The sequence below is a fragment of the Clostridium sp. AF37-5 genome, from assembly GCF_003477605.1.
Lineage (GTDB): Bacteria > Bacillota > Clostridia > Lachnospirales > Lachnospiraceae > Eubacterium_F.
In genome coordinates this window covers 64,340-87,774 of the sequence record NZ_QUDR01000014.1, presented here as the reverse complement: position 1 = coordinate 87,774, position 23,435 = coordinate 64,340, and the positions used below count along the sequence as shown (strand labels likewise).

Here is a 23,435-nt window from a genome sequence, read left to right as displayed (position 1 = left end):
TACAAGTATAATTTTTTTCAAAAACCTCTTGACTATTTATAGTTTGTCACCTCATCCGGTAAGTCAGCCGTTACGTTACGATTAATTTTGTTCTGTAAATCTTCAAAAGAAGCAACTGATTCATCTACAACTCCCTGCCATCTGGCTAATGTAGCAGTTGCTAAAACGGAATTTCCGCCCCAGCCATACAAATCATTATTCTTCTCTCTTGGCCTGCAAATATCCCCTACCGTCAAACCAAGCGGATCGTCGGCTTTGTTGTATGTCGAATATGCCAGATGATACTCTGATAAATCCGGAGATTCTTCAGAGCCATCCTGTATAATATCTGCTTCAGACGCTCCCATCACAGACATTGTCCAGCACATGCCCGTTTTTCCTTGATCTTTGATATCCGTCAACAGCCCTTCCTCTCTGGCATTAAACGATGACGGAATCGTTGTCTTTGCTGCCTTTTTCTTTCTGCCGGATGACAAATCATCCGAATTTAATAGTTTCCGATGAATTGGAAGATAGCCATACTTTGAAGTCTCACCGACCGAATCCTCGATGGATACTGCGGTCTGCGTTTTCTTACTTTCCTGTGCCAAATCCACCGGTGCACTCATCCCTATTACCAGCGAAAAGCTAAGCACTGCTGCCAATAAATTTCTTCTTTTCATGATATACCTCCATTCGTAAATGATTCATTCATAAATTTTCTTATGTAGTAATCTTACCATATTCATACACACTTGCAAAGAAAAAAGATTTCCTGTCATAATAAGCATTTTCTCTCCATAAACTATAGCAAAACGATAGCGGGGTAATCTATGAACATCGAACAAGAACGGGAAAAACTGATTCTTTTTACAAAAATCGGTGCCATCGTCCTGACATCCTTTGCTTTGCTCGCAACAAGTTTTTTTGTTTATCCGGAAAACCGTGCCGTTTTCAATGAATCTCTGCTTCATGAAAAAGAACTTCCCATCTACTGCGTAGAAAAGGAAAAACCGCAGATTTCAATCAGCTTTGATGCGGCTTGGGGAAACGACGACACCGCATCACTTCTTGCCACGCTGAAAAAACACAAAGTAAAGGCAACCTTTTTTATGACAGGCGGCTGGATTGAAAAATATCCGGACGATGTAAAAGCAATTGCCGCCGGCGGGCATGACCTTGGAAACCACAGTGAAAACCACAAACAGATGTCACAGCTATCGGCCGCACAATGCAAAGAAGAAATTATGAAACCTCATGAAAAAGTAAAAAAACTAACCGGTAAAGATATGATTTTGTTCCGCCCTCCTTACGGGGACTATAACGACACTCTTATCCGTGTGTGCCGGGAAAATAAATATTATCCGATTCAGTGGGATGTGGATTCCCTCGACTGGAAAGATTACGATGCCGCCACCATCATACGCCGCGTCACAGAGCACAAACATCTTGGCAACGGTTCGATTATTCTCTGCCACAATGGCGGAAAACACACCGCCGAAGCGCTGGATGAACTTTTAACAATTTTGAAGAAAAAAGGATTTCAACTCGTACCAATTTCTGCTTTGATTATGAAAGATAATTACACGATAAACACAGAAGGACGGCAGGTTAAAAACTAACCCTGCCGATACCAAAAAATGACCACTGCAATATCTGCACTTTTACAGTATCACAGTGGTCTGTTTTTTTATATGTTACATCAAAGAATCCAATGTCTCACGAATTGCCTGAATAAATTCAAGGCTGTTCAAAATTACCGGATTTTCACATGTGGAAATAAGAGAAAGACTCTTTGTCATTTTTCCATCCTCCACAGTCTTAATGCAGGCTCTCTCCAGTTTGTCTGCAAAATCCATCAATTCCGGAATCTCATCCAACTCTCCACGCTTTCTGAGTGCGCCTGTCCATGCAAAAATAGTTGCAATGGAATTAGTCGAAGTCTCTTCGCCTTTCAAATGTTTATAATAGTGGCGCTGTACCGTTCCGTGTGCAGCCTCATATTCATAAACACCGCTTGGTGATACCAAAACGGATGTCATCATGGACAAATCGCCATATGCCGTAGCTACCATATCAGACATTACATCTCCGTCGTAGTTTTTACAAGCCCAGATAAAGCCGCCTTCTGAACGGATTACACGAGCAACCGCATCATCAATAAGCGTGTAGAAATACTCAATGCCAAGTTTCTCAAATTTTTCTTTATACTCCGTATCATAAATTTCCTGGAAAATGTCCTTAAATGTATGGTCGTATTTTTTGGAAATGGTATCTTTAGTAGAGAACCACAAGTCCTGTTTGGTGTCCACTGCATAACTAAAGCATGCGCGTGCAAAACTGGAAATGGATTTTTCTGTATTGTGAATTCCCTGAATGATTCCCGGACCATCAAAGTTATGAATTACTTCTTTAGTCTGTGTTCCATCCTCAGCTGTAAATACAAGCTCTGCTGTTCCTTTACCCGGAACCTTGATTTCTGTATTTTTATAAACATCACCATACGCATGACGAGCAATTGTAATCGGTTTCGTCCAGTTTTTTACATAAGGAACGATTCCCTTAACAAGGATTGGTGCACGAAATACGGTACCATCTAAAATTGCACGAATTGTGCCGTTTGGCGATTTCCACATTTCTTTCAAATCATATTCATCCATACGGGCAGCATTCGGTGTAATCGTAGCACATTTTACCGCCACACCATATTTCTTTGTTGCCTCTGCGGAATCCACTGTCACCTGATCATTGGTTTTATTGCGGTACTCCAGACCAAGGTCATAATACTCTGTCTTTAAATCAACGTATGGCAGCAACAACTCATCTTTAATCATCTGCCAAAGGATTCTGGTCATTTCATCCCCGTCCATCTCTACAAGTGGGGTTTTCATCTGAATCTTACTCATTTTTCCTCCTAACCAAAACGTTCACATGGACGCTTTCCATAAATTATTGTCGCTTTTTACTATAGCATAGTGGCTACAGATTGTCAAAGAATGGCCCCTCGATTTCTGTCCTGCCATCCTCTACAAGATACGGCATTTCTTCATGCACTTCTACGCCCTCTTGAATCTTCTGTGTGTCCATTTTTATGTATTTAATTCTTCCATTTGCAAGAATTTCCCCGTCTTTATCCATAATATAAGAATCTGTAATAATAAAATGGCTCGTGTTTTTTACAACTACACCCCGCCCAATCAATTCTGTCTCATAGGGAACCGGTTTGCGGTATTTGGTATCCAACGATATCGTCACACCAAAAGTCTCCTCCGACAATTCCTTCGCCCACAAGGAACGAAGCCCCATCTCATCAAGCATCGCCGTAATCATACCGCCATGCACACGTCCCGGATAACTCTGGTGCTGTTCTTTGTAGCGAAACACCGTCATCACACTGCCATCTTCCATGTTGTAAAATGGTGCATTCACGCCGTATTCATTATCCAGCCCGCAAATCATGCACATTCGGCTGTTTTTTTGTTTGCTAAGTATCTTCATGTTGTGCTCCTTGTACTTTCAATATTGATTAAATTTCTTTCTGTCTTTTGTCTATTAGTAGTATAGCACAACGTTTGTAAAACATCTATAAAATTTGTGATAGCTTGCCTTATGCAACGCTATTCGCTCCGCCAAACAGCACACGCTATTCGCTCCGCCTCCGGCTCCGCTCATAGAGGCTGTCGCCTCATACCAAAAGAGATGCGCCATGGCATTTGCAAGCGAGCTTGCATGCCATGGCGCATCTCTTTTGGTGCGTGGCTTGTAGCTAACTAAAGTATACAACTTCCTCTTGTGGGGGAGTGGTTTTTTCGACTTTGTCAGCCCAAAGCATTGGCACTAATGCTTGTTGTTTACGGCTAAATTCCGGTTTTACTTTTACCGTTACCATAACCCAGTCGTTGGTTGCAAACTTATCAGCCTGTGGGTAATGGCAAATGAATCCGATTTTTGCGATGTCATCCGCACAGCAAGTCATGGCCGCGCGGGATGGAACAAAGGCATCTTTCGGGAAGGTTCTATTTCGGTATACCTGTCCTTTAAATACAATCGTTTTTCCCTCGTATTTTTCCGGATGCTCACTGACATCCAGATACCACAATCCAAAATCGTCATCTTCTAATACAATTTCTTTTGCAGTGACATCAAACGGTAATTCTTCTTCAATATTACTCTCAACCGAGCCATCCTCTGATTCAAATAAAACCTGGGCACTGCGGTTGATTGCTTTGACATTTCGACGCATGGATGCCTTGTCCATATCGGATGAACAACGATTAAAAATAACCAAATCCGACTGCTGAAAATGCGACATAATCAATGATTTCATATTATTGATATAAACAGAAAATGTTTCCGCATTGACCGTCGTAAAAGTCTGCACAACAATCCAATTTTCCGGAATGGTTTCATTGATTAACTTAACCAAATCCCACATTCCGTTTACTTCAATAACAATTCGTGCCGGCTTATACTGTTTCACAAGTTCCTTACACTTATCTTCCGTCAAATCTTCTTCGTCTTCAATCAAAACCGTGTCCACTTTATTATGGCGAAGTAACATTTCATCGACTTCTTTTTCTCCCTCTTCTGTCATCAGATATAAGGTCCGCAAGCCGTCTTCAAAATTTCCCTCTTCCAGTATTTCCTGAAAACATGTTGATTTACCGCTTTCCAAAAAACCGGTAAACAAATAGACCGGAATATCCCGATTTCCAAACATAGTTTCCTCCATTCCTTATCATAAAAACAATTGCTTAATTTCACTTTCTTTCAACTCTGCTCCAATAACGCAGATTCGTCCGGTATAGTCTGCACTGCCCCGGCGTACTTCGTACTCACCAGGTACCAAATCAAAGTGGAACCATTCACCTTCCGTCGCCGGTACAATTCCCTTCGCGCGAAGAATGTTTCCATAACCATTATCCTCAGCAGACAATTTTTTCAAAATACCGGTCAATTCTTCCTCACTGTATTTGTGCGCACTCTCGATACCCATGCTTGTAAATACATCGTCCGCATGATGGTGATGATGTCCATGCTCGTGGTCATGTCCACAACAGCACTCGCCATCCCCGTGGTGATGATGGTGTTCATGTTCATGGTCGTGATGGTCGCACTCACCGTGCTCATGGTGATGGTGGTGTTCATGGTCGTGATCATGATGATGTCCACACTCCGGACATACATCCTCTTCTTCCATCAATTCTAATTCCAGCGCATTACTCTCCTCAATCGCACCAAGAATTTGTTTGCCATCAATCTCATCCCATGGTGTCGTAATAATTGTTGCCTTATCATTTTTCTCGCGAATCAAAGCCAACGCAGCATCTAACTTTTCATCCGTAATTTTACCGGTCCGGCTTAACACAATTGTCTTTGCACTCTCAACCTGGTTGTTGTAAAATTCACCAAAGTTTTTCATGTACATTTTACACTTCGTTGCGTCTGCCACCGTAACATACCCATTCATCTGCACATCGGCATGGCTTTCCATTACACCGGAGACAGCCTTAATAACATCCGACAATTTACCAACACCGGATGGCTCAATAATAATGCGGTCCGGATGATATTTCTCAAGTACCTCTTCCAATGCGGCACCAAAATCACCAACCAATGAACAGCAAATACATCCTGAATTCATTTCCGTTACATTAATGCCGGCATCTTTCATAAAACCGCCATCAATGCCAATCTCACCAAATTCATTTTCAATCAGGACAAGTTTTTCTCCCTGAAAAGCTTCCTTTATCAGTTTTTTTATCAATGTTGTCTTACCGGCACCAAGAAAACCGGAAAAAATATCAATTTTTGTCATGGTAATAATAACCTCCTTATTCTTATGTTTCTCTGCTACTAGTATTATACTCGTTTTTCAAAAAGTTACAAGAGGTCACTCTTCCCCTACTCCCGGGCATAACAGTTTCTGCTGTTTCGTCAACCATTCATCCGCCTCTAAAAGCCCCTCATCCGAAAAATTAAACGTCATCGTCACCGGCTCCTCCTTTGTCTTTTCCAGTATAAACGGTCCTTTCCACGCAGTCGCAAGAAGTTTCTTTTCCTCCTCATCGCCGTCTTTAGAAATTCTGAAATTCATCCCCCGGTAACTTCCTTTAAAAACACTTTTTTTATAATAATCAATGGAATATAATGTAATTCCTTCCATACAAATCCTCCTCTGTAAAATTTCTTTTTCTTATTATATCACAAAAAACTCTTGAAAAATACCAAAAAACATGGTTTACTATAATCGTGTGTCTGTAAATCTTTGACACAAAAAAATTATATGGAGAGATGTTTCATGAAAAAAGTAGTTAAGTTTGGTGGAAGTTCCCTTGCCAGTGCAGAACAGTTTATGAAAGTTGGCGCTATTATTCGAGCAGACGAATCCCGCCGTTATGTAGTCCCTTCCGCACCGGGAAAACGTTTTTCCGATGATACGAAGGTAACGGATATGCTGTATCACTGCTATGAACTGGCAGAACAGAGCAAGGCATTCAACAAGCAGTTAAATCAAATCAAAGACCGCTATAACGAAATCATTAATGGTTTGAAACTCGATTTTTCTTTAGATGAAGATTTTGAAATCATTAAAAAACAGTTTGTAGCAAAAGCAGGTTCTATGTACGCTGCTTCCCGTGGCGAGTACTTAAACGGAAAAATTATGGCAAAATACCTCGGCTATGAATTTGTCGATGCTGCCAATGTAATCCGTTTTAACAAAGACGGGTCTTTTGATTCTGAAACCACCAACGAGCTTCTTGCCACTTATTTAGATAAAATTGAACGAGCTGTCATTCCGGGATTTTACGGTGCCATGAAAAATGGTACAGTTGTTACTTTCTCCCGCGGCGGTTCCGATATTACCGGTTCTTTGGTTGCCAAAGCAATTAATGCGAATTTGTATGAGAACTGGACAGACGTTTCCGGCTGCTTAGTTACTGACCCACGTATCGTAAAAAATCCGGAAGTCATTCATACCATTACTTATATGGAATTACGAGAACTTGCCTACATGGGTGCTTCCGTACTCCACGAAGATGCAATCTTCCCGGTACGAAAAGCCGGTATTCCAATTAACATCCGAAACACAAACCGTCCGGAAGACGATGGAACAATGATTGTAGAAAGCACCTGCCGGATTCCTGCTTATACCATCACCGGTATTGCCGGAAAAAAAGGCTTTGTAGCCGTTAATATTGAAAAAGATATGATGAACTCCGAAATCGGTTTTGGTCGCAAAGTCCTCAGCGCTTTTGAAGACAATGGTATCTCTTTTGAGCATATGCCATCCGGTATTGATACCATGACTATTTTTGTTCATCAGGACGAATTTCAGGAAAAAGAGCAGGAAGTCATTGCCGACATCAACCGTTTAGCAAAACCGGATACCATTCATCTGGAATCTGATTTAGCTTTGATTGCTGTTGTAGGACGTGGCATGAAGAGTACACGTGGTACTGCCGGTCGTTTGTTCTCCGCTCTTGCTCATGCGCATATCAATGTAAAAATGATTGACCAGGGCTCGAGTGAGTTAAATATTATCATCGGTGTAAATAATGAAGATTTCGAAGATGCAATTCGCGCTATCTATGATATTTTCGTAGTTGCAAGATTATAATTGCAAATTGAAAGAGGCTGCCATTTTGGCAGCCCCTTTTTTATTTCTGTCATTTTTAAATTTCTACATCAGCACTATAATCCACATTGTCATAATGGAAACCAAACATGTGATAAAAATCTTCCCAGTAACCTTCAATGTCACCAAGCTCGTCAATGTTCTCTGTCGTAACTAAGTCCCAAAGCTTTGTTATTTCATTCTGGACTTTATCTTCCATTTCCCAGTCATCAAGACGGATATAACCTTCTGCATCCGTTTCCTTTGCCGGCAGTTTGTCGATAAACAAACGGTTCATCTGCTCGATGCACCCCTCATGCAGTCCCTCTTTCTTCATAATCTTATAAAGCAGAGAAATGTAAAGTGGGACAATTGGAATTGCTGCACTGCTCTGTGTAACCAACGCCTTATTCACCGAGATGTAAGCCTTCAATCCTTTCGCCTCAAACTCTTTTGTGAGTTTTTTCGATGTATCAAAAAGATGTTTCTTTGCCTGACCGATACTGCCTTCTTTGTAAATCGCATGAGTCAGTTCCGGTCCGATATAAGAATATGCTAATGTAACAGCATTGTCACTCAAAACATCTGCATCCACAAGTGCCTGAATCCATGCTTCCCAGTCTTCACCGCCCATAACTTTGACGGTATTTTCAATCTCTTCTTCGTTGGCAACCGGTACCGTTACATCTTTAATTTCATTATTTCGCAAATCAATGGTTTTGTTTGTCAGTTCTTTTCCCACAGTTTTCAGTACAGATGATACTGTCGTTCCATCCGGCATCGTTCTTCTCGGAGCTGCCATACTGTAAACAACCATATCAACTTTTCCAAAATCCTTGCGAATCGTCTCTATTACCTGATTTTTCATTTCTTCCGAAAAACCGTCACCATTAAATGACTTTGCATAATAACCGTCTTCTTTGGCAAACTCTTCAAATGCCTTTGTGTTATACCAGCCGGCAGTTGCCGTTCTTCTTCCATTGGACTCTCTCTCAAATGCCACGCCAATCGTATCTGCCCCGTAACCATATGTTACTGCAATACGGCTTGCCAAACCATAACCGGTCGAAGAGCCAATCACCAATACCTTCTTCGGTCCTTCCACCATGCCTTTTTCTTTACAATAAACAATCTGTCTTCTTACACTCTCTTTGCAGCCGGCAGGATGTGCTGTCGTGCAGATAAATCCTTTTACTTTTGGTTCTACTATCATCTTATCCTCCAAATTCTTTTGCATCAATCAAAGCTACTAAACAACCCGCATCCCCATTCATAAGGGAACACTTTACGCTATAGTATAACATAAAACAAAATCATAAAAAAGTGCAAAATACTTCCCGCCACCACGAACAAGTGGAAAATGGAATGCACATATTTTTTCTTTTTACCAATACCATACAAAATTGCACCAATCGTGTAAGCAACACCGCCGGTAAACAAAAACACGGTTCCGCCGGTACCAAGACACTGTACCGTCGGTTTAATAAAGAAAATAATACACCATCCCATCGCAAGATAACAAATCATCGACAAAATCTGATATTTTTTCAAATCAATTGCCGTCAGAGTTGCCGCGATGAAACAGCACGCCCACACAATACCAAAAATCACAAATGCCTGTACCGGGTACTGTGGTCTCAGTGCCGTCAAAGTGACCGGCGTATAAGTTCCTGCGATTAGAAAATAAATTGTACAGTGATCAATAACCTGAAACACCTTTTTAGGCATTTCCGGTTTCAAACCATGATAAATACTTGACATCGCATAAAGCACAACCATCGTGGAGCCATAAATAGCTGCTCCCACAACACCCCATGCATCTGTGTGTATTACTGCAAAAATCACACAGAGTACCAGTGCCGCAATTGCCAGCGCACCACCGGCAATATGCGAAACCATATTAAAAATTTCTTCTCCTTTTGTATAAGATGGAAGGACACGGTCTTCCAAATGTGTTCTAACTTTTTTCATGCTAAAACCTCCGATGAATTACATTTTTCTCCGAAGCACCATCGTTATGAGTATTCCTGATAAAGAACCAAGAAATACAATAGCAATCGGCAGAAGTGGAGCCGTATCGCCGGTAGCCGGTGATGGATTTGTCGCAAGTGTTCCAATCACACTTGTATTCTTCGTGGAATTTGTCTGTCTCGTTGTAAGTGCTGCCGCCGTACGGTAGGCAAGCGCATACGTAGAGAAACGGTCTGTCTTAAATGTAACCGTATTTGTTGCTGAATCCAAATCTTCCAATACGGATACTTTTCCTTTATGAACACGAAGGACAACAAATTCACGCGACGCATTCCGCAAATCCGAAGGAACCGTTACCGTTACAGAAATCGGTTTTGCCAAATTTGTTACCTCTTTCTCTGAACTGCTTCCTACTTTCTTCCACAGTGTGATATCCAAATATTCACCGACCGAATAACCCGACAGATTTGCAATCACAAGTTCCTTATCGTTTTGAGGAACACTGCCGTCAATATTCTTGATTCGCAATTCAATGCTTGCATTACTGCCATCTTCTACTGCCTGCTGTTCTCCATTTGACAGTACAGATGTTTTCAAATCCTGTGTACCTGTTACAAGTGCTGTATTCGGTGCTCCGTCAACCACCTTGACATGCTTTTTCACAATACCGGCAATTGCCTGGGACGGTGAAGCGGTCGGTGTAACTGCATTTCCATCCGTATTATTATCACCTGAATTGCCTGCATTATCCGCATCGGTGTCATCTGATGCCGGGAGCGATGCCGGCTGATTTAATACCACTGTGCAATCTGACATATTACCGGCACAATCGGTTGCAGTAATTACATATACCATCGTTTCCTGTTCTGCTGTCAAAGTAAATGTAACCGTATTATTTTCCATACTCTGCGGTTTACCGTTCACGGTAACATTCGACAGATTCTCATCCGATACCGTTACCTCACGGCTGTTTGCCTCATATGTGGCATCTTTTTCAACACCTTTAATTTCCGGCATTTTCGTATCTTTCTTATAATTGAATACACTCGGATAATAAATTTCACCCGTAGTCTCATTCATGATATAGAATTTTTCTTCACCGCAGTCTGTATCTTTTGTAAGAGCAATCTCATCCAGTGCTTTTCCTTCTTCTTCTCTCAAAAGTTCGTAACCATCTTTTGGTACAATCCTTAAATCCGAAGTATACCAGCCGGTATCCGAAACACTGCCTTCAATTCGGTACTGACCGTCTTTTCCGGCACTCGCATAGCGGCGGTCAACCAAAAGCAGACCGGACACATACTCAAAGGTATAATTATCTGCCTTGCCGCCTTTTGGTGTAAGCTCTTTTGTCTCTTTCGCTGTCTGTGTAAAATCAACCGTTGGAGCCACATAGCCGGCTGCCGTCTCCGGTGTTTCCACAACACCGTTCTGCGTTACAAATCCGGTTACTTTTACAGAGCCCTTAGCTAACGTTTCATGATAATACAAATCATCGCCCGAATATGTCGCCTTCAAAACCGCTTTGTCAACAGAAAAACCACATGTCGTCTTTGCTTCTTTGCCACCGTTATAAACCAGTGTCACATCCGTTGCATATTTACCATGTGAAAGTCCTTCTTTGGCAGCAATCCAGAATTCATTTCCTGTGTTTTTCACTTCAAAATGTTTGTCATCGCCAAGAATGACTTTCTGTATCGTAGCGTCTGCATTTGCCTTATCCGTATTTTTAAAGGTTATTTTGGTCTGTGGCATTGATGTGTAACCATAAACCGCATCCGCAATTTTAAGCGTATCTGCCGTAATATCATAAATCGGTTTCGTAATCGTAAACTCACGCTCCGCATTATTACCGGCTGAATCTCTCGCTACCACGGTATAAGTCTTAGAGCCTTTCTGTGGGCAGGCAATCTCCTTCTCCGCCGTCTTCATCCCTTCCGACTCTTCAACAATCGAAAGGGCACTTCCGGATGCCGTAACATCGGTTCCCTCATAGAGTGTTGTCTCATTTAAATTACCGTCTGAAACTTTTAAGGACAAAACTTCCGTGATATATTCTTTTTCATCCACGATACCCTGTTCTTTTCCATTTTCAACCTTATTGATTTCCGGCTGCTTGTTATCAAACACCAAACCATTGGAAGATATATAAGTTGACAAACCGGCATGATTTGTTATTTTTGCATAAATAACCGCACTCTCATATTCCTCCGGTGAAATCGAAAATCCATCCTCATACGTTACCCAGTTTAATTTGGTATCTAAACTCTCTGCTGTTCCTTCCACGGCTTTTTCCGATATACAATACTGAATTGGTTCCAGTCCGCTCTCTTCATCCGTTGCACTGATGGATACCGCTTTGGTCTGATTAAAAAACAGTCCAAAACTTACGGAATTACAAAACTCAGCCCACAGATTGGAGGATACGGTAATACCTTCTCCATTTCTAAAATACGGAGCCGTATTATCTATTTTTATCGTCTCTTTCATCTGCGCAGAAATTTCACCCGTCTGTGTATTCATAACATAAAAACTTTTCTCTACACCGTTTGTCGGCCCAGCCACGGAAATCGACTGTGTCTGGGAAGCGAAAGAATCTGCTGCTTCCGAATCACTAATTTGATAATTCGCCGCCGGGCGGATGGCTACATAATCTGATACATACCAATCGTAGCCTTTTACCTTTTTACCCTCAATCACATAGCCGTCACGAAGTACATGATGTTTCACTTCCAGTTCACCGGCTGCATATGAAAATTCATAGTCGTGTGAAGAACCGCCATCCGGAATCAGCTGCATCGTTTCCATTGCACGTTTATCCGATGTAAATTCCTGACTATTCTGATTTTCATCCATATAATATAATTTCGGTGCCACAAAATCTGCATCTTTTACAAATACATCCTTTGTGTCTCCATTTTTAAAATCCGTCGCTGTGTACTCAATTGTTCCTTTCAAATCCGGCAGCGTATGATAACCGACATCTTTCTGACCGGTGTAACGCACTAACATGTTGGCTTTTTTAATCGTTACGCTGCATTTGCAGGTCACCTCGGATTCAGCATCTCCATTATAAGCAATCCGAACCGCTTCGGTATAAGTTCCTGCATGAAGTCCCTGTTTTGGACGTATTTTTGTACCCTCTGCAACTTCAAAATACTCTGCTTCTCCATTTGCACCTTCCAATGTAATGGAATCTGCTGCCACCGGCTGATTGTTTGCTTTATTTATCAAACTTACCGCCTGTGCTTCCACCTCTTCATAACCATAAGTCAGCGCCGAGCTGCCACTGCCAAAATCGAGGTTTTTCGCATCGACATCAAGTACCGGATTTTTCAGTGTCAATGTCGTAACTTTCTGATTACCGGACTTATCCTCTGCTGTAATCTCATAGACAATATCATCATTCGTTTCCGTGGTTCTCTCAATAACAAACGATACACTTCCCTTTGTGATATCATCTTCTGTTTTTGTGAGAACCGTATTGGAACCGTTTTTCACAGTAACCTTTGAAAGATAGTCATCTGTAACTGTAATTTTTTTGCGATCTGCAATATAACTTTTCGTATCACCTAATTTTTTACTTCCACACAAAATTTCCGGCAGGGTCTTATCCACAGTAATCTGATTGGATGCGGAATAAGTTGTATTTCCCGCCTTATCGATTACACGGGCATAGAAAATACGTTTTCCCTCCCGGCTGAACGTAACCGTGTCCCCTTCTGCAAGAGTAACCCAGGAAGCTGACTTTAACTGGCTTGCCGTCATCGCCTTTGTTGCCAGCACATAAGCACGGCTGTCCACTTTACTCGTCTCATCCTCTGCACTCAGAGAAAATACAACATCATGATTAAAGCAATCCACGCCAAGTTCATGATCGGCATCCGAATACTGTTTTCCTTCATAAGTTATCGTTGCTGTCGGTTTGGTCTTATCAATATTAATCTGTCCATCCCGCTTTTCTGCTACCGTTATTGCACCGGTGATTCCTTTATTATTTTTATTTTTTAAATAAACCTTAAGTGGTCCCTGATTCGTACCATCGGATGAACAAATGATGGAATCTTTAAAATCACTCTCATCCGTTGAAATCAAATAGCCGCTCATCGGTACAATCTTTACATCTGAAGTATACCACTGTTTTCCATCGACAAGTTTTCCTTTTGTACCACTGACTGTGTACGGTTTCGTTGGTGTCGGATAACGCTTAATGGTAATTGTTTTATTCAAATCAATGGTTTTTGCCTTATAGTTACTACCCTTGCTGACATGCAGATAAATCGCATAAGGATCATCACTGTCTGCTTTCGGACGGTTTTCTGTCGTGCCATCTTTCACAACAATGTAAGCACTTCCCATTCCCTCTTTCGAAGACACAATAGTTGGATTAATGATTTCTCCGGTATAATAGTATTCCTCTTTAATCGTACTGATATCAAAATCAGAAAGCTGCGGCTCACCCTTCTGAATTGTCACAACTACATCATCGCTGCGTACTTCTTCAGAATCTAAATCATACTGGTTATTGTCAACACTTTTCACCATACAGTAGAAATAATAATCACCGGCTCCGGTATCTTTCGGAATGGAATACGTTGTTGTCTTTGCTCCATTTCCAACCAGCGCCTCACCGGTACCGTTTGCCGTTTTGCTTACATACCACTGGCACTCATAACCGGCTCCTGCCGGCGGTGTTACTTCTACTTTTACTTTGATGGTTGAATCCATCGGATATGTATACGGCCCTACCGGCTGCTCTACCACCTGGCAGGTCGGTTTTTCTAACTGAACCGGTGCCGCTTCCCTCTTTTTCTTAATTGCCTTCTTTTCCTCTTTTGGCAGATTATCGGATTCATCCTGTTTGGCTGCTGACTGATATTGCGGTTCCTCAGTTGCCCGTGGCTCATCCGTCGCCTTTTCCTCGTCTTTTTTCTCTTCTTCCGGTTTTGTCGTTTCTTCTGCTGATTCTGTCTCCTCACTGTCCTGCTTTTCTTCCGGTTCTTCAGTCACAACCGGCTCCACCGTCACATCCGGTGTCATCGTCGGCTCAAGTTCCTCCTCTGACACAGTCTCGGTCTGGCTCTCACCCGTCATCTCATCCGCCAGTGATGGCAGGACAAGAACAGCTCCTACAACGGCAACCAGACAGATGGCACCGGTCACAAGAGATTTCCATTTATTCTCCTTTATAAATAGATTTCTTATCGCATGATAAATTGTCAAAAAGGCAATGACTACAATCATTACCGGGTAGGTAAGTGGTTTACACTTCTTTCCAATCTTAATTAAAAACTCCAAAATCCTTTTCTTCATAAAAAATCCCTCCATGGGTATAATATCCGCACATTAATGCAGTATTATTATACACCTAATGGAGGGTGTTTTGCAAGATAGTAATTCATTTAGTCCATGATATCGACGTCTTCACCTCGAAGAATTTTATTAATATTTCTTACGGCACACATTTTTCCGCACATCGTACATGTATCTTCTTTTTCCGGTTTGCTTTCTGCACGGTAACGGCGTGCTTTTTCCGGGTCAATGGCAAGTTCAAACTGCTTTTCCCAATCAAGATTGCGACGTGCTTCGCTCATTTCAAAATCCCAGTCTTTTGCACCCGGCAGTCCTTTTGCCACGTCCGCAGCATGGGCTGCAATGCGGGAAGCAATAATTCCTTCTTTAACATCTTCAAGTGTAGGGAGACGCAAGTGCTCTGCCGGTGTTACATAGCAAAGGAATGATGCACCATAAGTCGCAGCAATTGCTCCACCAATCGCACTGGTAATATGATCATAACCCGGTGCAACATCGGTCACCAAAGGTCCTAATACGTAAAATGGCGCTCCCTTACATACCGTCTGCTGAATTTCCATGTTTGCACGAATCTGATTCAGCGGCATATGACCCGGTCCCTCAACCATAACCTGTACATTGTGATTCCATGCACGCTGTGTCAGTTCACCAAGTGCAACCAATTCGGAAATCTGCGAAATGTCTCCGGCATCTTCAATACTTCCCGGACGGCAGGCATCTCCTAAACTGATTGTCACATCATACTCTTCGCAGATATCCAAAAGTTCATCATATCTCTCATAAAATGGATTTTCATTTCCGGTTAATTCCATCCATGCAAAAATAATGGAACCGCCGCGGGATACAATATTGGTGTGACGCAGATTCTGTTTAAAACGGTCTGCTGTGGCACGGTTAATTCCACAGTGAATGGTCATAAAATCAACACCGTCTTTGGCGTGCATTTTTACGACTTCCATCCACTCATCGGAAGTAATGTCTTTTAATGCTTTGTTATAGTAAACAACGGCATCATAAATCGGCACGGTACCAATAACAGCCGGACATTCACTTGTCAGTTTACGGCGGAATTTCTGTGTATCACCAAATGAACTCAAGTCCATAATTGCCTCAGCACCCATATCGACAGCCGCCTGTACTTTCTTCATTTCCACATCCAAATCAAGACAATCCTTACTCGTTCCAAGATTAACATTGATTTTTGTTTTCAAACGGGAACCGATTCCATAAGCTTTTAAGCATTTGTGATTTTTATTGGCAGGAATCGCAACCTGTCCTTTTGCAACTAACTCGCGAAGTTCTTCCACATCGAAATTTTCATAAGCGCTGACCCGCTCCATCTCCGGTGTGATAATTCCTTTTCTCGCTGCATCCATCTGTGTCGTATAATTACTCATTCTTATCCTCCATTCAAAAAAAGAAGACCACAAATGTGGTCCTCCATAGATTCTTCCTCCGTTGGCATTACCCACATCAGGTTTCGGGTCGAAGGTGTCACCTTCCTCTCAGCCTGTCTGCAAGCTCCCCGGATTTATTGACATACCGCTATTATAGCTCATGTTGCTCCTCTTGTAAACAAGATTCTTCCAAAAGATGAAAGAGAGCAATCTTATAAATCAAAACAATGCGGATGTCACGGTCACAGTACCGGTTTTTCACAAATTCACACGTCTTATACAAAAAAATAAGTCCGGCGGTCACTGCTGTTATGGCAAACACCACCGCAGGAAGCTGTAAAAAAACAAGCGTAAGCACCGTAACTGCAAAACCAGTCACAATATAGATAAAGTTGCGGCTGATTCCAATTGACTGCTGCACGGTGTCCAAAAGTCCTTTTAACGCCAAATCCAGTTCTTCTTCCGACGAATGACTCAATTTCTCATAAATATCGCAAAACACGTCCATACTTTGTTTTCTCTTTAATTTATCGGCATAGCACGCATACCGTTCTTTTCCAAATTCTCTTTGAATCAATTTTCCCAATACACTTTTCACCATTCACTCTCCTTTAGTAAAATCAAAGCTGCCTTTTTATCCTATAGTATTCAACCATATCTTGTTTCGTTATTCCCACAAAAAAGAATTACCGTAAATTTCCCATGTTAACAAAACGTTTACATTTTCGCAAAACTATCCTAACATCTAACCCCTATACTAACGATTGTAACATGAATTTGCTTACAAGATTCTTTTTTTCATAAATTGTTTTGGTGTTTTTAAACCAAACTTTCTCCTCTTTTTAATGCAGAAAGGAAGATGGTTCCCCGCCATCTTCCTTTTTGTTATGCAAAACCGACAAACACCATCACTTATCCGATTAGAAAGCTTAGCATTTGTCGATCGTAAGTATTTCCTAACTAAAAGAAAAATTTATACATTGTTTCGGATTCAAAGGTTTCGCCTGCTTTAATCACGCATGGTGTAAAGGACTTAACATTGATGGAGTTCGGGAAAAACTGCGTTTCAAAGCAGATACCGGTTCTCTTTGTATAAGTTTGTCCATCTTTTCCTTTCTCATTCTCAATAAAGTTTCCGGAATAAAGCTGCATGCCCGGAAGGTCTGTATACACTTCCATTGTTCTGCCACTTTCCTTTTCTGTCACTTCTGCTACTTTTGCAAAAGTTCCTTCCGGCTTATCCAAAACATAGTTGTGGTCATAACCACCTGCCAAAACAATCGGTGGATAATCGGAATCAATATCGTCACCTACACATCTTGGCTTTCTGAAATCCATTGGTGTGTCGGTCACATCTACAATTGTTCCGTCCGGAATCAAATCGTCACTTGTCGACGTAAAGCCGTTTGCTTTTATCGTCACAATGTGGTCCGTAATTTGTCCGCCCTTGTGTCCTTTTAAGTTAAAGTAACTATGATTTGTCAAATTGCAAAGTGTGTTTTTGTCTGATTTTGTCACATAATGCAATTTTAATTCATTGTCATCTGTCAACGTATAGGTCAGACTCACATCAAGATTTCCCGGATATCCCTGCTCTCCATCCGGACTTACACGGGTAAATGTGACACTGTTATCGCCAGCTGCTGCCTGGTACATAACCTGATGATACCCCGGTGTGCCGCCATGCAGATTATTTTTTCCATCATTTTTTTCAAGTTCATACGTTACACCGTCTAACTCAAATTTGGCATCGCCGATGCGGTTTCCATGACGTCCGATGAACGCGCCGAAAAAGCATCCATTCACTTCATAACCGGCAACGTTATCAAATCCAAGAACAATATCTTCCACATTGCCGTTTTTATCCGGTACCATCAAAGACACTAAGTTTGCACCATAATCAATGACGCTTACCGATACGTTATTCTTGTTTGTGATAGTGTAAAGAGTTACCTCTTCTCCATTCTTGGTTGTTCCAAAACTTTTTTGTGCTACACTCATTCTGCCTGTTCCTCCTTTTCTTCAACCATAATACCTAATTCATCTAACTGCTTTGCATCCACCGGACTTGGTGCATTTGTCATCAGACAAGAAGCATCTTTTACTTTCGGGAATGCAATTACTTCACGAATACTGTCTTCTTTTGCCATCAGCATAACCAGACGATCCAGACCATAGGCCAGTCCTGCATGAGGTGGAACGCCGTATTTGAAGGCATCTAACAAAAATCCGAACTGCTCATACGCATCTTCTTTGGAGAAATTTAATGCTTCAAACATCTTCTCCTGAATATCGTTCTGGTGGATTCGGATGGAACCTCCACCGATTTCCGTACCATTCAATACAATATCATAAGCCTGTGCACGAACACGTCCCGGATCACTTTCCAGATATGGAATATCCTCTTCCATCGGCATTGTAAACGGATGGTGCATTGCCTGGAAACGGCCCAGTTCCTCATTGAACTCAAGAAGCGGAAACTCCGTTACCCAGAGGAACTTAAATTCATTTTTGTCAAGCAAATCCATCTGTTTCGCAAGCTCCAGACGAAGGTTTCCAAGCACATCCCAGACAACTTTATTTTTATCCGCTGCAAACAACAGCAAATCGCCCGGCTCACCAGCCATTGCTTCTACTAAGTTTTTCAATTCCTCTTCTGTCATAAATTTTGCAAAAGAAGATTTATAGCTGCCATCCTCATTGATACACAGATAAGCAAGTCCTTTGGCACCAAAATCTTTTGCAAAGTCAACTAATTTATCAATCTTCTTACGTGGCATAGCGCCCTGTCCCTTCGCATTAATACCACGCACGGAACCGCCATTTTCAATGGCTCCGGTAAATACGCCAAAACCACAATTTTTAACAACTTCTGTCACATCATTAAGCTCCATGCCAAAGCGGGTATCCGGCTTATCCGACCCAAAACGGTCCATTGCTTCCTGCCAGGTCATACGTGGAATTGGGAGTGGAACATCCACATCAATCAGAGCAAACATTTTCTGCAGTAATCTCTCATTGACATCCAGAACATCGTCCACATCAACAAAAGATAATTCCATATCAATCTGTGTGAACTCCGGCTGTCTGTCTGCACGCAAATCCTCATCACGGAAACATTTTGCAATTTGGAAATAACGGTCATAACCGGAACACATAAGGAGCTGTTTTAACACCTGCGGACTCTGTGGCAGCGCATAAAAACTGCCCGGATGCACACGGCTTGGCACAAGATAATCACGTGCTCCCTCCGGTGTACTCTTAATCAAAATTGGTGTTTCAATCTCCAAAAATCCTTCATCTGCCAAAAACTGGCGTGCAACCATAGCGACTTTACTGCGCAAAATTAGATTACGCTGCAAATCCGGGCGACGCAAATCAAGATAACGATATTTCAAACGAAGTTCGTCTTTTGTTTTTGAATTTTCCTCAATTGGGAATGGTGGTGTTTCCGATTCCGAAAGAATCCGGATATCGGTGGCAACCACTTCAATCTCACCGGTTTTCAAATTCTCATTGATCGCACCGGAACGCTTTGTAACAGTTCCTGTAACAGCCACAACAAACTCACTTCTTAATTTTGCTGCTTTTTCAAACCCTTCTTTTCCAACATTGCTTTCTTCGAAAATAAGCTGGATAATACCGGAACGGTCTCTTAAATCCACAAAGACAATTCCGCCTTTGTTACGACTTTTCTGAACCCATCCCATCACGGTAACGGTTTGAGAAATATTTTCTGTTGTTAATTCCGCGCATCGGCATGTGCGCTTTAATCCTGTCATTGACTCTGCCATAATAACCTCCATAGATAACCCGATTGTATCGGTTTGTTTTGCTAATTAATCTGCGTAAATCATTTCAATCTCTTCATAGCCATCTGCCATGAGCTGTTCCTTCTGGAATTTTTTGTTCTTTTTCATAATATTAATAGCAACAATAATTCCTTTTTCTCTTTCGGCTTTTGCCTTTTCGATTACTTCTGCGATTACATCCGCAGATGCTTTTTTATCAATCAAATAGGCTTTTTTCTGAGCTGCCGACGGCACTTTGTAATCACGCTCTAAAAGCAGCATAACAATACGCTCAAATCCAATGGAAAATCCACATGCACATGTGTTATTTCCGGTGAACTTTCCAATCATTTCATCGTAACGTCCGCCGCCACCGACGGAACCGCCAAACTCATCCATCGCAATTTCAAAAATTGGTCCGGTATAATAACTCATACCACGGACAAGTGTCGGGTCAAAAACAATTTTAAAATTTGCTGTTTTAACTTTTTCTACTGTAGAAATAATAGTCTCCAAATCTTCGGCAGATCCCTCTTCCAAAAACTCGCCAAGCGTATCTTTCATATAGCGTACGCCCTCAATATCACTTGTTACTGTCTCAAATAAAGTCTTACATTTTTCTACGGATTCACCAGCATAACCGGCCTCTAAAAGTTCTGCCACAACGCCGTCCATACCAATCTTGTCCATCTTATCAAGAATGATAAACACCTCGTCGTATTCTTCTTCCGGGAATCCGCAGAAAGCAGCCATTCCTTTTAAGATTTTACGATTATTAATGCGGATGGTAAAGTTTTCAAAATCCAGTTTACCAAGCAGCGTCGTTGTTGCGAGAATCAATTCAATTTCCGCTAAGTTTGACGGCTCACCCAAAATATCAATATCACACTGCATAAACTGACGGTAACGTCCACGCTGTGGTCTGTCGGCACGCCATACATTTCCCATCTGAAGTGCCTTAAACGGAACTGGCAGTTCATTTGCATTATTCGCATAATATCTGGATAACGGCACCGTAAGGTCATAACGCAGACCGCCATCAACCAAATCACTTTCGGTTTCTGCCGTCTCCAAATTCAGTTTCTGACCACGTTTCAAGATTTTGAAAATGAGTTTTTCATTTTCACCGCCCTGTTTATTATTCAAATTTTCAATATGTTCCACACAAGGGGTCTCAATCGACTGAAACCCAAAGGTACGATATGTCTCTTTAATCTGTCCGATTACATAATCTCGAATCTCCATCTCTCTTGGCAGAATGTCTTTCATTCCGGTTGTTGGTTTTTTCTTTAATGCCATAATTTCTTTTTCCTTTCTATCATCTCATCAATGCGGAGAATATAATCATCCACACTTTTTACGTTTTCAATGCGCTCCATACGGTTTTCTTCATGAATGACATACTTTGTGGAGCCGCCGCTGCCAAGTGCCGCAATCGTTTCCCATTCTTCCATGATTAACGTATTATATAAACACTCCTTACCTGGTTTTGCATAGGCAACATTTTCCTGATTTGTATTTCTTGTGGTACCTGCCTTATTTTTCTGGCGGTACATATAATACGGCAGATATCCGTAATCTCTTAAGATATCCTCGCTTGCCTTCTGAATAATCGGAATCAGTGTATCTTCCGGGCGAATTTCTCCACCTCTCTCCATCTGTTCACGTCTCATTCTGGATGCTCTCTTAATCACAAGCGTATGCACGGTGACACTATCCGGGTCAAGTTCATGGATTTTATACAGCGTATTGCAAAAGTCCACTTCATCTTCTTCCGGCAATCCAACAATCACATCCATATTAATGTTATCAAAACCAGCCTTACGTGCCATCCAAAATGTTTCATTCACACGTTCTACTGTGTGATTTCTACCGAGCAATTCTAATGTATGCTGCTTCATTGTCTGTGGATTAATGGAAATACGCGTCACACCGGCACGTTTTAAAATTTCAAGTTTTTCCATTGTAATACTGTCCGGTCTCCCGGCTTCCACCGTAAACTCAAGTGCCTTTTTTACATCCAGATGCTTTTGTATCATATCCATCAGTTTCTGTAACTGCTGCTCATTCAGAGATGTCGGCGTTCCGCCCCCTACATAAATGGTATGCAGCGGTCTCTCTCCGGCCTGCAGACTAAAAGCAGCCATCTCTTTTTCCAGTGCCTCTAAATAGGCATCCACCTTTGTGGCATAACTCTTGTAATCATAAGAAGAAAAGGAACAGTACTGGCAGATGGAAGGGCAGAACGGAATTCCAATGTAGACACTGTATCCGTTTTTTTCATCCAAATCTTTTACCATCTCATATTCTTTCTCTGCAACATCCATCACAAGAGAAATCTTTGCTTTGCTCACCAGATATTCTTCTTTTAAGCACTCACGGACTTCTTCTTTGGTTTTCCCTTCAAAAAGCATGCGAAGTGGAATTTTCGCAGGACGAATCCCGGTAAGAATCCCCCATGGCAGTGTCTTATTTGCTTTCTCTGAAAACTGTCTGTACGCCGCAGCTTTTACACTGTTTTTATCATAGCCTATCGGTAAATCCAAATGAAAGAAAAGCTCATCTCCAAAATAACATGACAAGGGATATCCCTCTTGCTCTTTCCAGTCTTCCCTCTCTTTAATTTCACAAGGGTGTTCCGGAAAAAAACTTTGGGAAAGTGCTCTCATATCATAAGCAAATTCCAATGGCTTTTTGTCATTTTTCTTCATTTCAAAAGTAATCATACATAAATCCCCTATGCATATGGATTGTTTGCCGCCTCATAGGCAACCGTTGTTTCCGGCCCATGTCCCGGATAAATTTTAACATCATCCGGCAGCACAAGCACTTTATTCCGCACGGAATCTAACAACTGTGCCGTATTTCCGGTCGGCAAATCCGTTCTGCCAATCGATTCCATAAAAATGGTATCTCCACTAAATAAAGCCTTCTCCTTTTCTTCATAATAACAGCATCCGCCTTTCGTATGCCCCGGCGTATAAATGACACGGAATACAAATCCGGCAATCTCAAGTTTCTCACCGTCACGCAGTAACATCTCAGGCTCAATTGCCACCTCATAGCCTGCCATCGCACTGGCATTCAGATGCGGGTCTTTCAAAACATCAAGTTCTTCCCTGTAAGCATACACTTTTCCACCAACATAAGAGACAAGGTCACTCACGCCGGTAATGTGGTCAAAGTGTCCGTGTGTTAATAAAATCCCCTCACAGTCCCAGCCGTTTTTGCGAATCTGGTCTGCTATTTTTTTTGCTTCGTCACCAGGGTCAATCACAACACAAGAATTGGTACCTTCCTGATGAATGATATAACAATTAGTACATACCTGACCTACTGTCAGCATAATGATTTCCATAATATTTC

The 23,435-nt window shown here is 41.7% G+C and carries 18 protein-coding genes and 1 riboswitch; of the genes, 2 read left to right on the top strand and 16 right to left on the bottom strand.

What is annotated here, in order from left to right; translation table 11 throughout:
- Positions 1–32 precede the first annotated feature (32 nt).
- Positions 33–662: a C1 family peptidase gene (locus DW019_RS09975; protein WP_118443255.1), complete on the bottom strand. Its 630-nt coding sequence runs from the start codon at positions 660–662 to the stop codon at positions 33–35.
- Between the two features lie 150 nt (positions 663–812).
- Here DW019_RS09975 and DW019_RS09970 point away from each other — a divergent pair, with 150 nt between their 5' ends.
- The gene (locus DW019_RS09970; RefSeq protein WP_118443254.1) at positions 813–1,601 is read left to right on the top strand and encodes a polysaccharide deacetylase family protein; all 789 of its coding nucleotides are present in this window, start codon (positions 813–815) and stop codon (positions 1,599–1,601) included.
- Positions 1,602–1,676: 75 nt separating this feature from the next.
- On the opposite strand, the gene DW019_RS09965 is transcribed toward DW019_RS09970, so the two are convergent.
- The 5 genes from DW019_RS09965 to DW019_RS09945 all read right to left on the bottom strand — a co-directional run bounded on the left by DW019_RS09965 (position 1,677) and on the right by DW019_RS09945 (position 6,145).
- Positions 1,677–2,885, bottom strand: a complete 1,209-nt coding sequence (locus DW019_RS09965; RefSeq protein WP_117478280.1) for an NADP-dependent isocitrate dehydrogenase — start codon at positions 2,883–2,885, stop codon at positions 1,677–1,679.
- Between the two features lie 73 nt (positions 2,886–2,958).
- On the bottom strand, positions 2,959–3,477 hold the full coding sequence (locus DW019_RS09960) for a PaaI family thioesterase (RefSeq protein ID WP_118443253.1): 519 nt from the start codon (positions 3,475–3,477) through the stop codon (positions 2,959–2,961).
- 268 nt (positions 3,478–3,745) lie between these two features.
- Complete coding sequence (locus DW019_RS09955; protein ID WP_182431090.1) at positions 3,746–4,699, bottom strand: GTP-binding protein; 954 nt, start codon at positions 4,697–4,699, stop codon at positions 3,746–3,748.
- A gap of 18 nt (positions 4,700–4,717) precedes the next feature.
- A complete protein-coding gene (locus DW019_RS09950; RefSeq protein ID WP_118443251.1) occupies positions 4,718–5,797 on the bottom strand; it encodes a CobW family GTP-binding protein in 1,080 nt (359 codons plus the stop codon).
- Between the two features lie 75 nt (positions 5,798–5,872).
- Positions 5,873–6,145: a hypothetical protein gene (locus DW019_RS09945; RefSeq protein ID WP_118443250.1), complete on the bottom strand. Its 273-nt coding sequence runs from the start codon at positions 6,143–6,145 to the stop codon at positions 5,873–5,875.
- A 135-nt stretch (positions 6,146–6,280) separates the two neighbouring features.
- Between DW019_RS09945 and DW019_RS09940 the strand changes: the two genes are divergently transcribed.
- Entirely contained in the window at positions 6,281–7,600 is a 1,320-nt protein-coding gene (locus DW019_RS09940) for an aspartate kinase (protein ID WP_117478275.1), read from the top strand.
- A 55-nt stretch (positions 7,601–7,655) separates the two neighbouring features.
- Here DW019_RS09940 and fabV read toward each other — a convergent pair whose 3' ends face one another.
- The 10 genes from fabV to DW019_RS09890 all read right to left on the bottom strand — a co-directional run bounded on the left by fabV (position 7,656) and on the right by DW019_RS09890 (position 23,427).
- Positions 7,656–8,810, bottom strand: coding sequence for an enoyl-ACP reductase FabV (gene fabV / locus DW019_RS09935; RefSeq protein WP_118443249.1), 1,155 nt, complete (start codon positions 8,808–8,810; stop codon positions 7,656–7,658).
- A 77-nt stretch (positions 8,811–8,887) separates the two neighbouring features.
- Positions 8,888–9,568 (bottom strand): hemolysin III family protein, encoded by a 681-nt coding sequence (locus DW019_RS09930; protein ID WP_022376585.1) that lies wholly within the window; start codon positions 9,566–9,568, stop codon positions 8,888–8,890.
- 18 nt (positions 9,569–9,586) lie between these two features.
- Positions 9,587–14,881, bottom strand: coding sequence for a hypothetical protein (locus tag DW019_RS09925; protein WP_118443248.1), 5,295 nt, complete (start codon positions 14,879–14,881; stop codon positions 9,587–9,589).
- Positions 14,882–14,970: 89 nt separating this feature from the next.
- A complete protein-coding gene (gene thiC / locus DW019_RS09920) occupies positions 14,971–16,278 on the bottom strand; it encodes a phosphomethylpyrimidine synthase ThiC (RefSeq protein WP_022376587.1) in 1,308 nt (435 codons plus the stop codon).
- Between the two features lie 36 nt (positions 16,279–16,314).
- Positions 16,315–16,419: riboswitch (TPP riboswitch) on the bottom strand.
- Positions 16,420–16,429: 10 nt separating this feature from the next.
- A complete protein-coding gene (locus DW019_RS09915; protein WP_022376588.1) occupies positions 16,430–16,879 on the bottom strand; it encodes a hypothetical protein in 450 nt (149 codons plus the stop codon).
- 359 nt (positions 16,880–17,238) lie between these two features.
- Positions 17,239–18,279, bottom strand: a complete 1,041-nt coding sequence (locus tag DW019_RS09910; RefSeq protein WP_118443247.1) for an aldose epimerase family protein — start codon at positions 18,277–18,279, stop codon at positions 17,239–17,241.
- Positions 18,276–20,072 (bottom strand): aspartate--tRNA ligase, encoded by a 1,797-nt coding sequence (aspS, locus tag DW019_RS09905; RefSeq protein WP_022376590.1) that lies wholly within the window; start codon positions 20,070–20,072, stop codon positions 18,276–18,278. The genes DW019_RS09910 and aspS overlap by 4 nt, the downstream gene beginning before the upstream one ends.
- Before the next feature lie 45 nt (positions 20,073–20,117).
- Positions 20,118–21,368, bottom strand: a complete 1,251-nt coding sequence (hisS, locus tag DW019_RS09900) for a histidine--tRNA ligase (RefSeq protein ID WP_022376591.1) — start codon at positions 21,366–21,368, stop codon at positions 20,118–20,120.
- Complete coding sequence (gene hemZ / locus DW019_RS09895) at positions 21,359–22,795, bottom strand: coproporphyrinogen dehydrogenase HemZ (protein WP_243024141.1); 1,437 nt, start codon at positions 22,793–22,795, stop codon at positions 21,359–21,361. The genes hisS and hemZ overlap by 10 nt, the downstream gene beginning before the upstream one ends.
- A gap of 11 nt (positions 22,796–22,806) precedes the next feature.
- Positions 22,807–23,427, bottom strand: coding sequence for an MBL fold metallo-hydrolase (locus tag DW019_RS09890; RefSeq protein WP_117478270.1), 621 nt, complete (start codon positions 23,425–23,427; stop codon positions 22,807–22,809).
- Positions 23,428–23,435: the final 8 nt, after the last annotated feature.

Coding starts and splice junctions, on each gene's coding strand:
- hisS (WP_022376591.1), bottom strand. CDS start 21,368: ATGGCATTAAAGAAAAAACCAACAACCGGAATGAAAGACATTCTGCCA.
- DW019_RS09965 (WP_117478280.1), bottom strand. CDS start 2,885: ATGAGTAAGATTCAGATGAAAACCCCACTTGTAGAGATGGACGGGGAT.
- aspS (WP_022376590.1), bottom strand. CDS start 20,072: ATGGCAGAGTCAATGACAGGATTAAAGCGCACATGCCGATGCGCGGAA.
- thiC (WP_022376587.1), bottom strand. CDS start 16,278: ATGAGTAATTATACGACACAGATGGATGCAGCGAGAAAAGGAATTATC.
- DW019_RS09940 (WP_117478275.1), top strand. CDS start 6,281: ATGAAAAAAGTAGTTAAGTTTGGTGGAAGTTCCCTTGCCAGTGCAGAA.
- DW019_RS09925 (WP_118443248.1), bottom strand. CDS start 14,881: ATGAAGAAAAGGATTTTGGAGTTTTTAATTAAGATTGGAAAGAAGTGT.
- DW019_RS09955 (WP_182431090.1), bottom strand. CDS start 4,699: ATGTTTGGAAATCGGGATATTCCGGTCTATTTGTTTACCGGTTTTTTG.
- DW019_RS09945 (WP_118443250.1), bottom strand. CDS start 6,145: ATGGAAGGAATTACATTATATTCCATTGATTATTATAAAAAAAGTGTT.
- hemZ (WP_243024141.1), bottom strand. CDS start 22,795: ATGATTACTTTTGAAATGAAGAAAAATGACAAAAAGCCATTGGAATTT.
- DW019_RS09915 (WP_022376588.1), bottom strand. CDS start 16,879: ATGGTGAAAAGTGTATTGGGAAAATTGATTCAAAGAGAATTTGGAAAA.
- DW019_RS09910 (WP_118443247.1), bottom strand. CDS start 18,279: ATGAGTGTAGCACAAAAAAGTTTTGGAACAACCAAGAATGGAGAAGAG.
- DW019_RS09890 (WP_117478270.1), bottom strand. CDS start 23,427: ATGGAAATCATTATGCTGACAGTAGGTCAGGTATGTACTAATTGTTAT.
- DW019_RS09950 (WP_118443251.1), bottom strand. CDS start 5,797: ATGACAAAAATTGATATTTTTTCCGGTTTTCTTGGTGCCGGTAAGACA.
- DW019_RS09960 (WP_118443253.1), bottom strand. CDS start 3,477: ATGAAGATACTTAGCAAACAAAAAAACAGCCGAATGTGCATGATTTGC.
- DW019_RS09970 (WP_118443254.1), top strand. CDS start 813: ATGAACATCGAACAAGAACGGGAAAAACTGATTCTTTTTACAAAAATC.
- fabV (WP_118443249.1), bottom strand. CDS start 8,810: ATGATAGTAGAACCAAAAGTAAAAGGATTTATCTGCACGACAGCACAT.
- DW019_RS09930 (WP_022376585.1), bottom strand. CDS start 9,568: ATGAAAAAAGTTAGAACACATTTGGAAGACCGTGTCCTTCCATCTTAT.
- DW019_RS09975 (WP_118443255.1), bottom strand. CDS start 662: ATGAAAAGAAGAAATTTATTGGCAGCAGTGCTTAGCTTTTCGCTGGTA.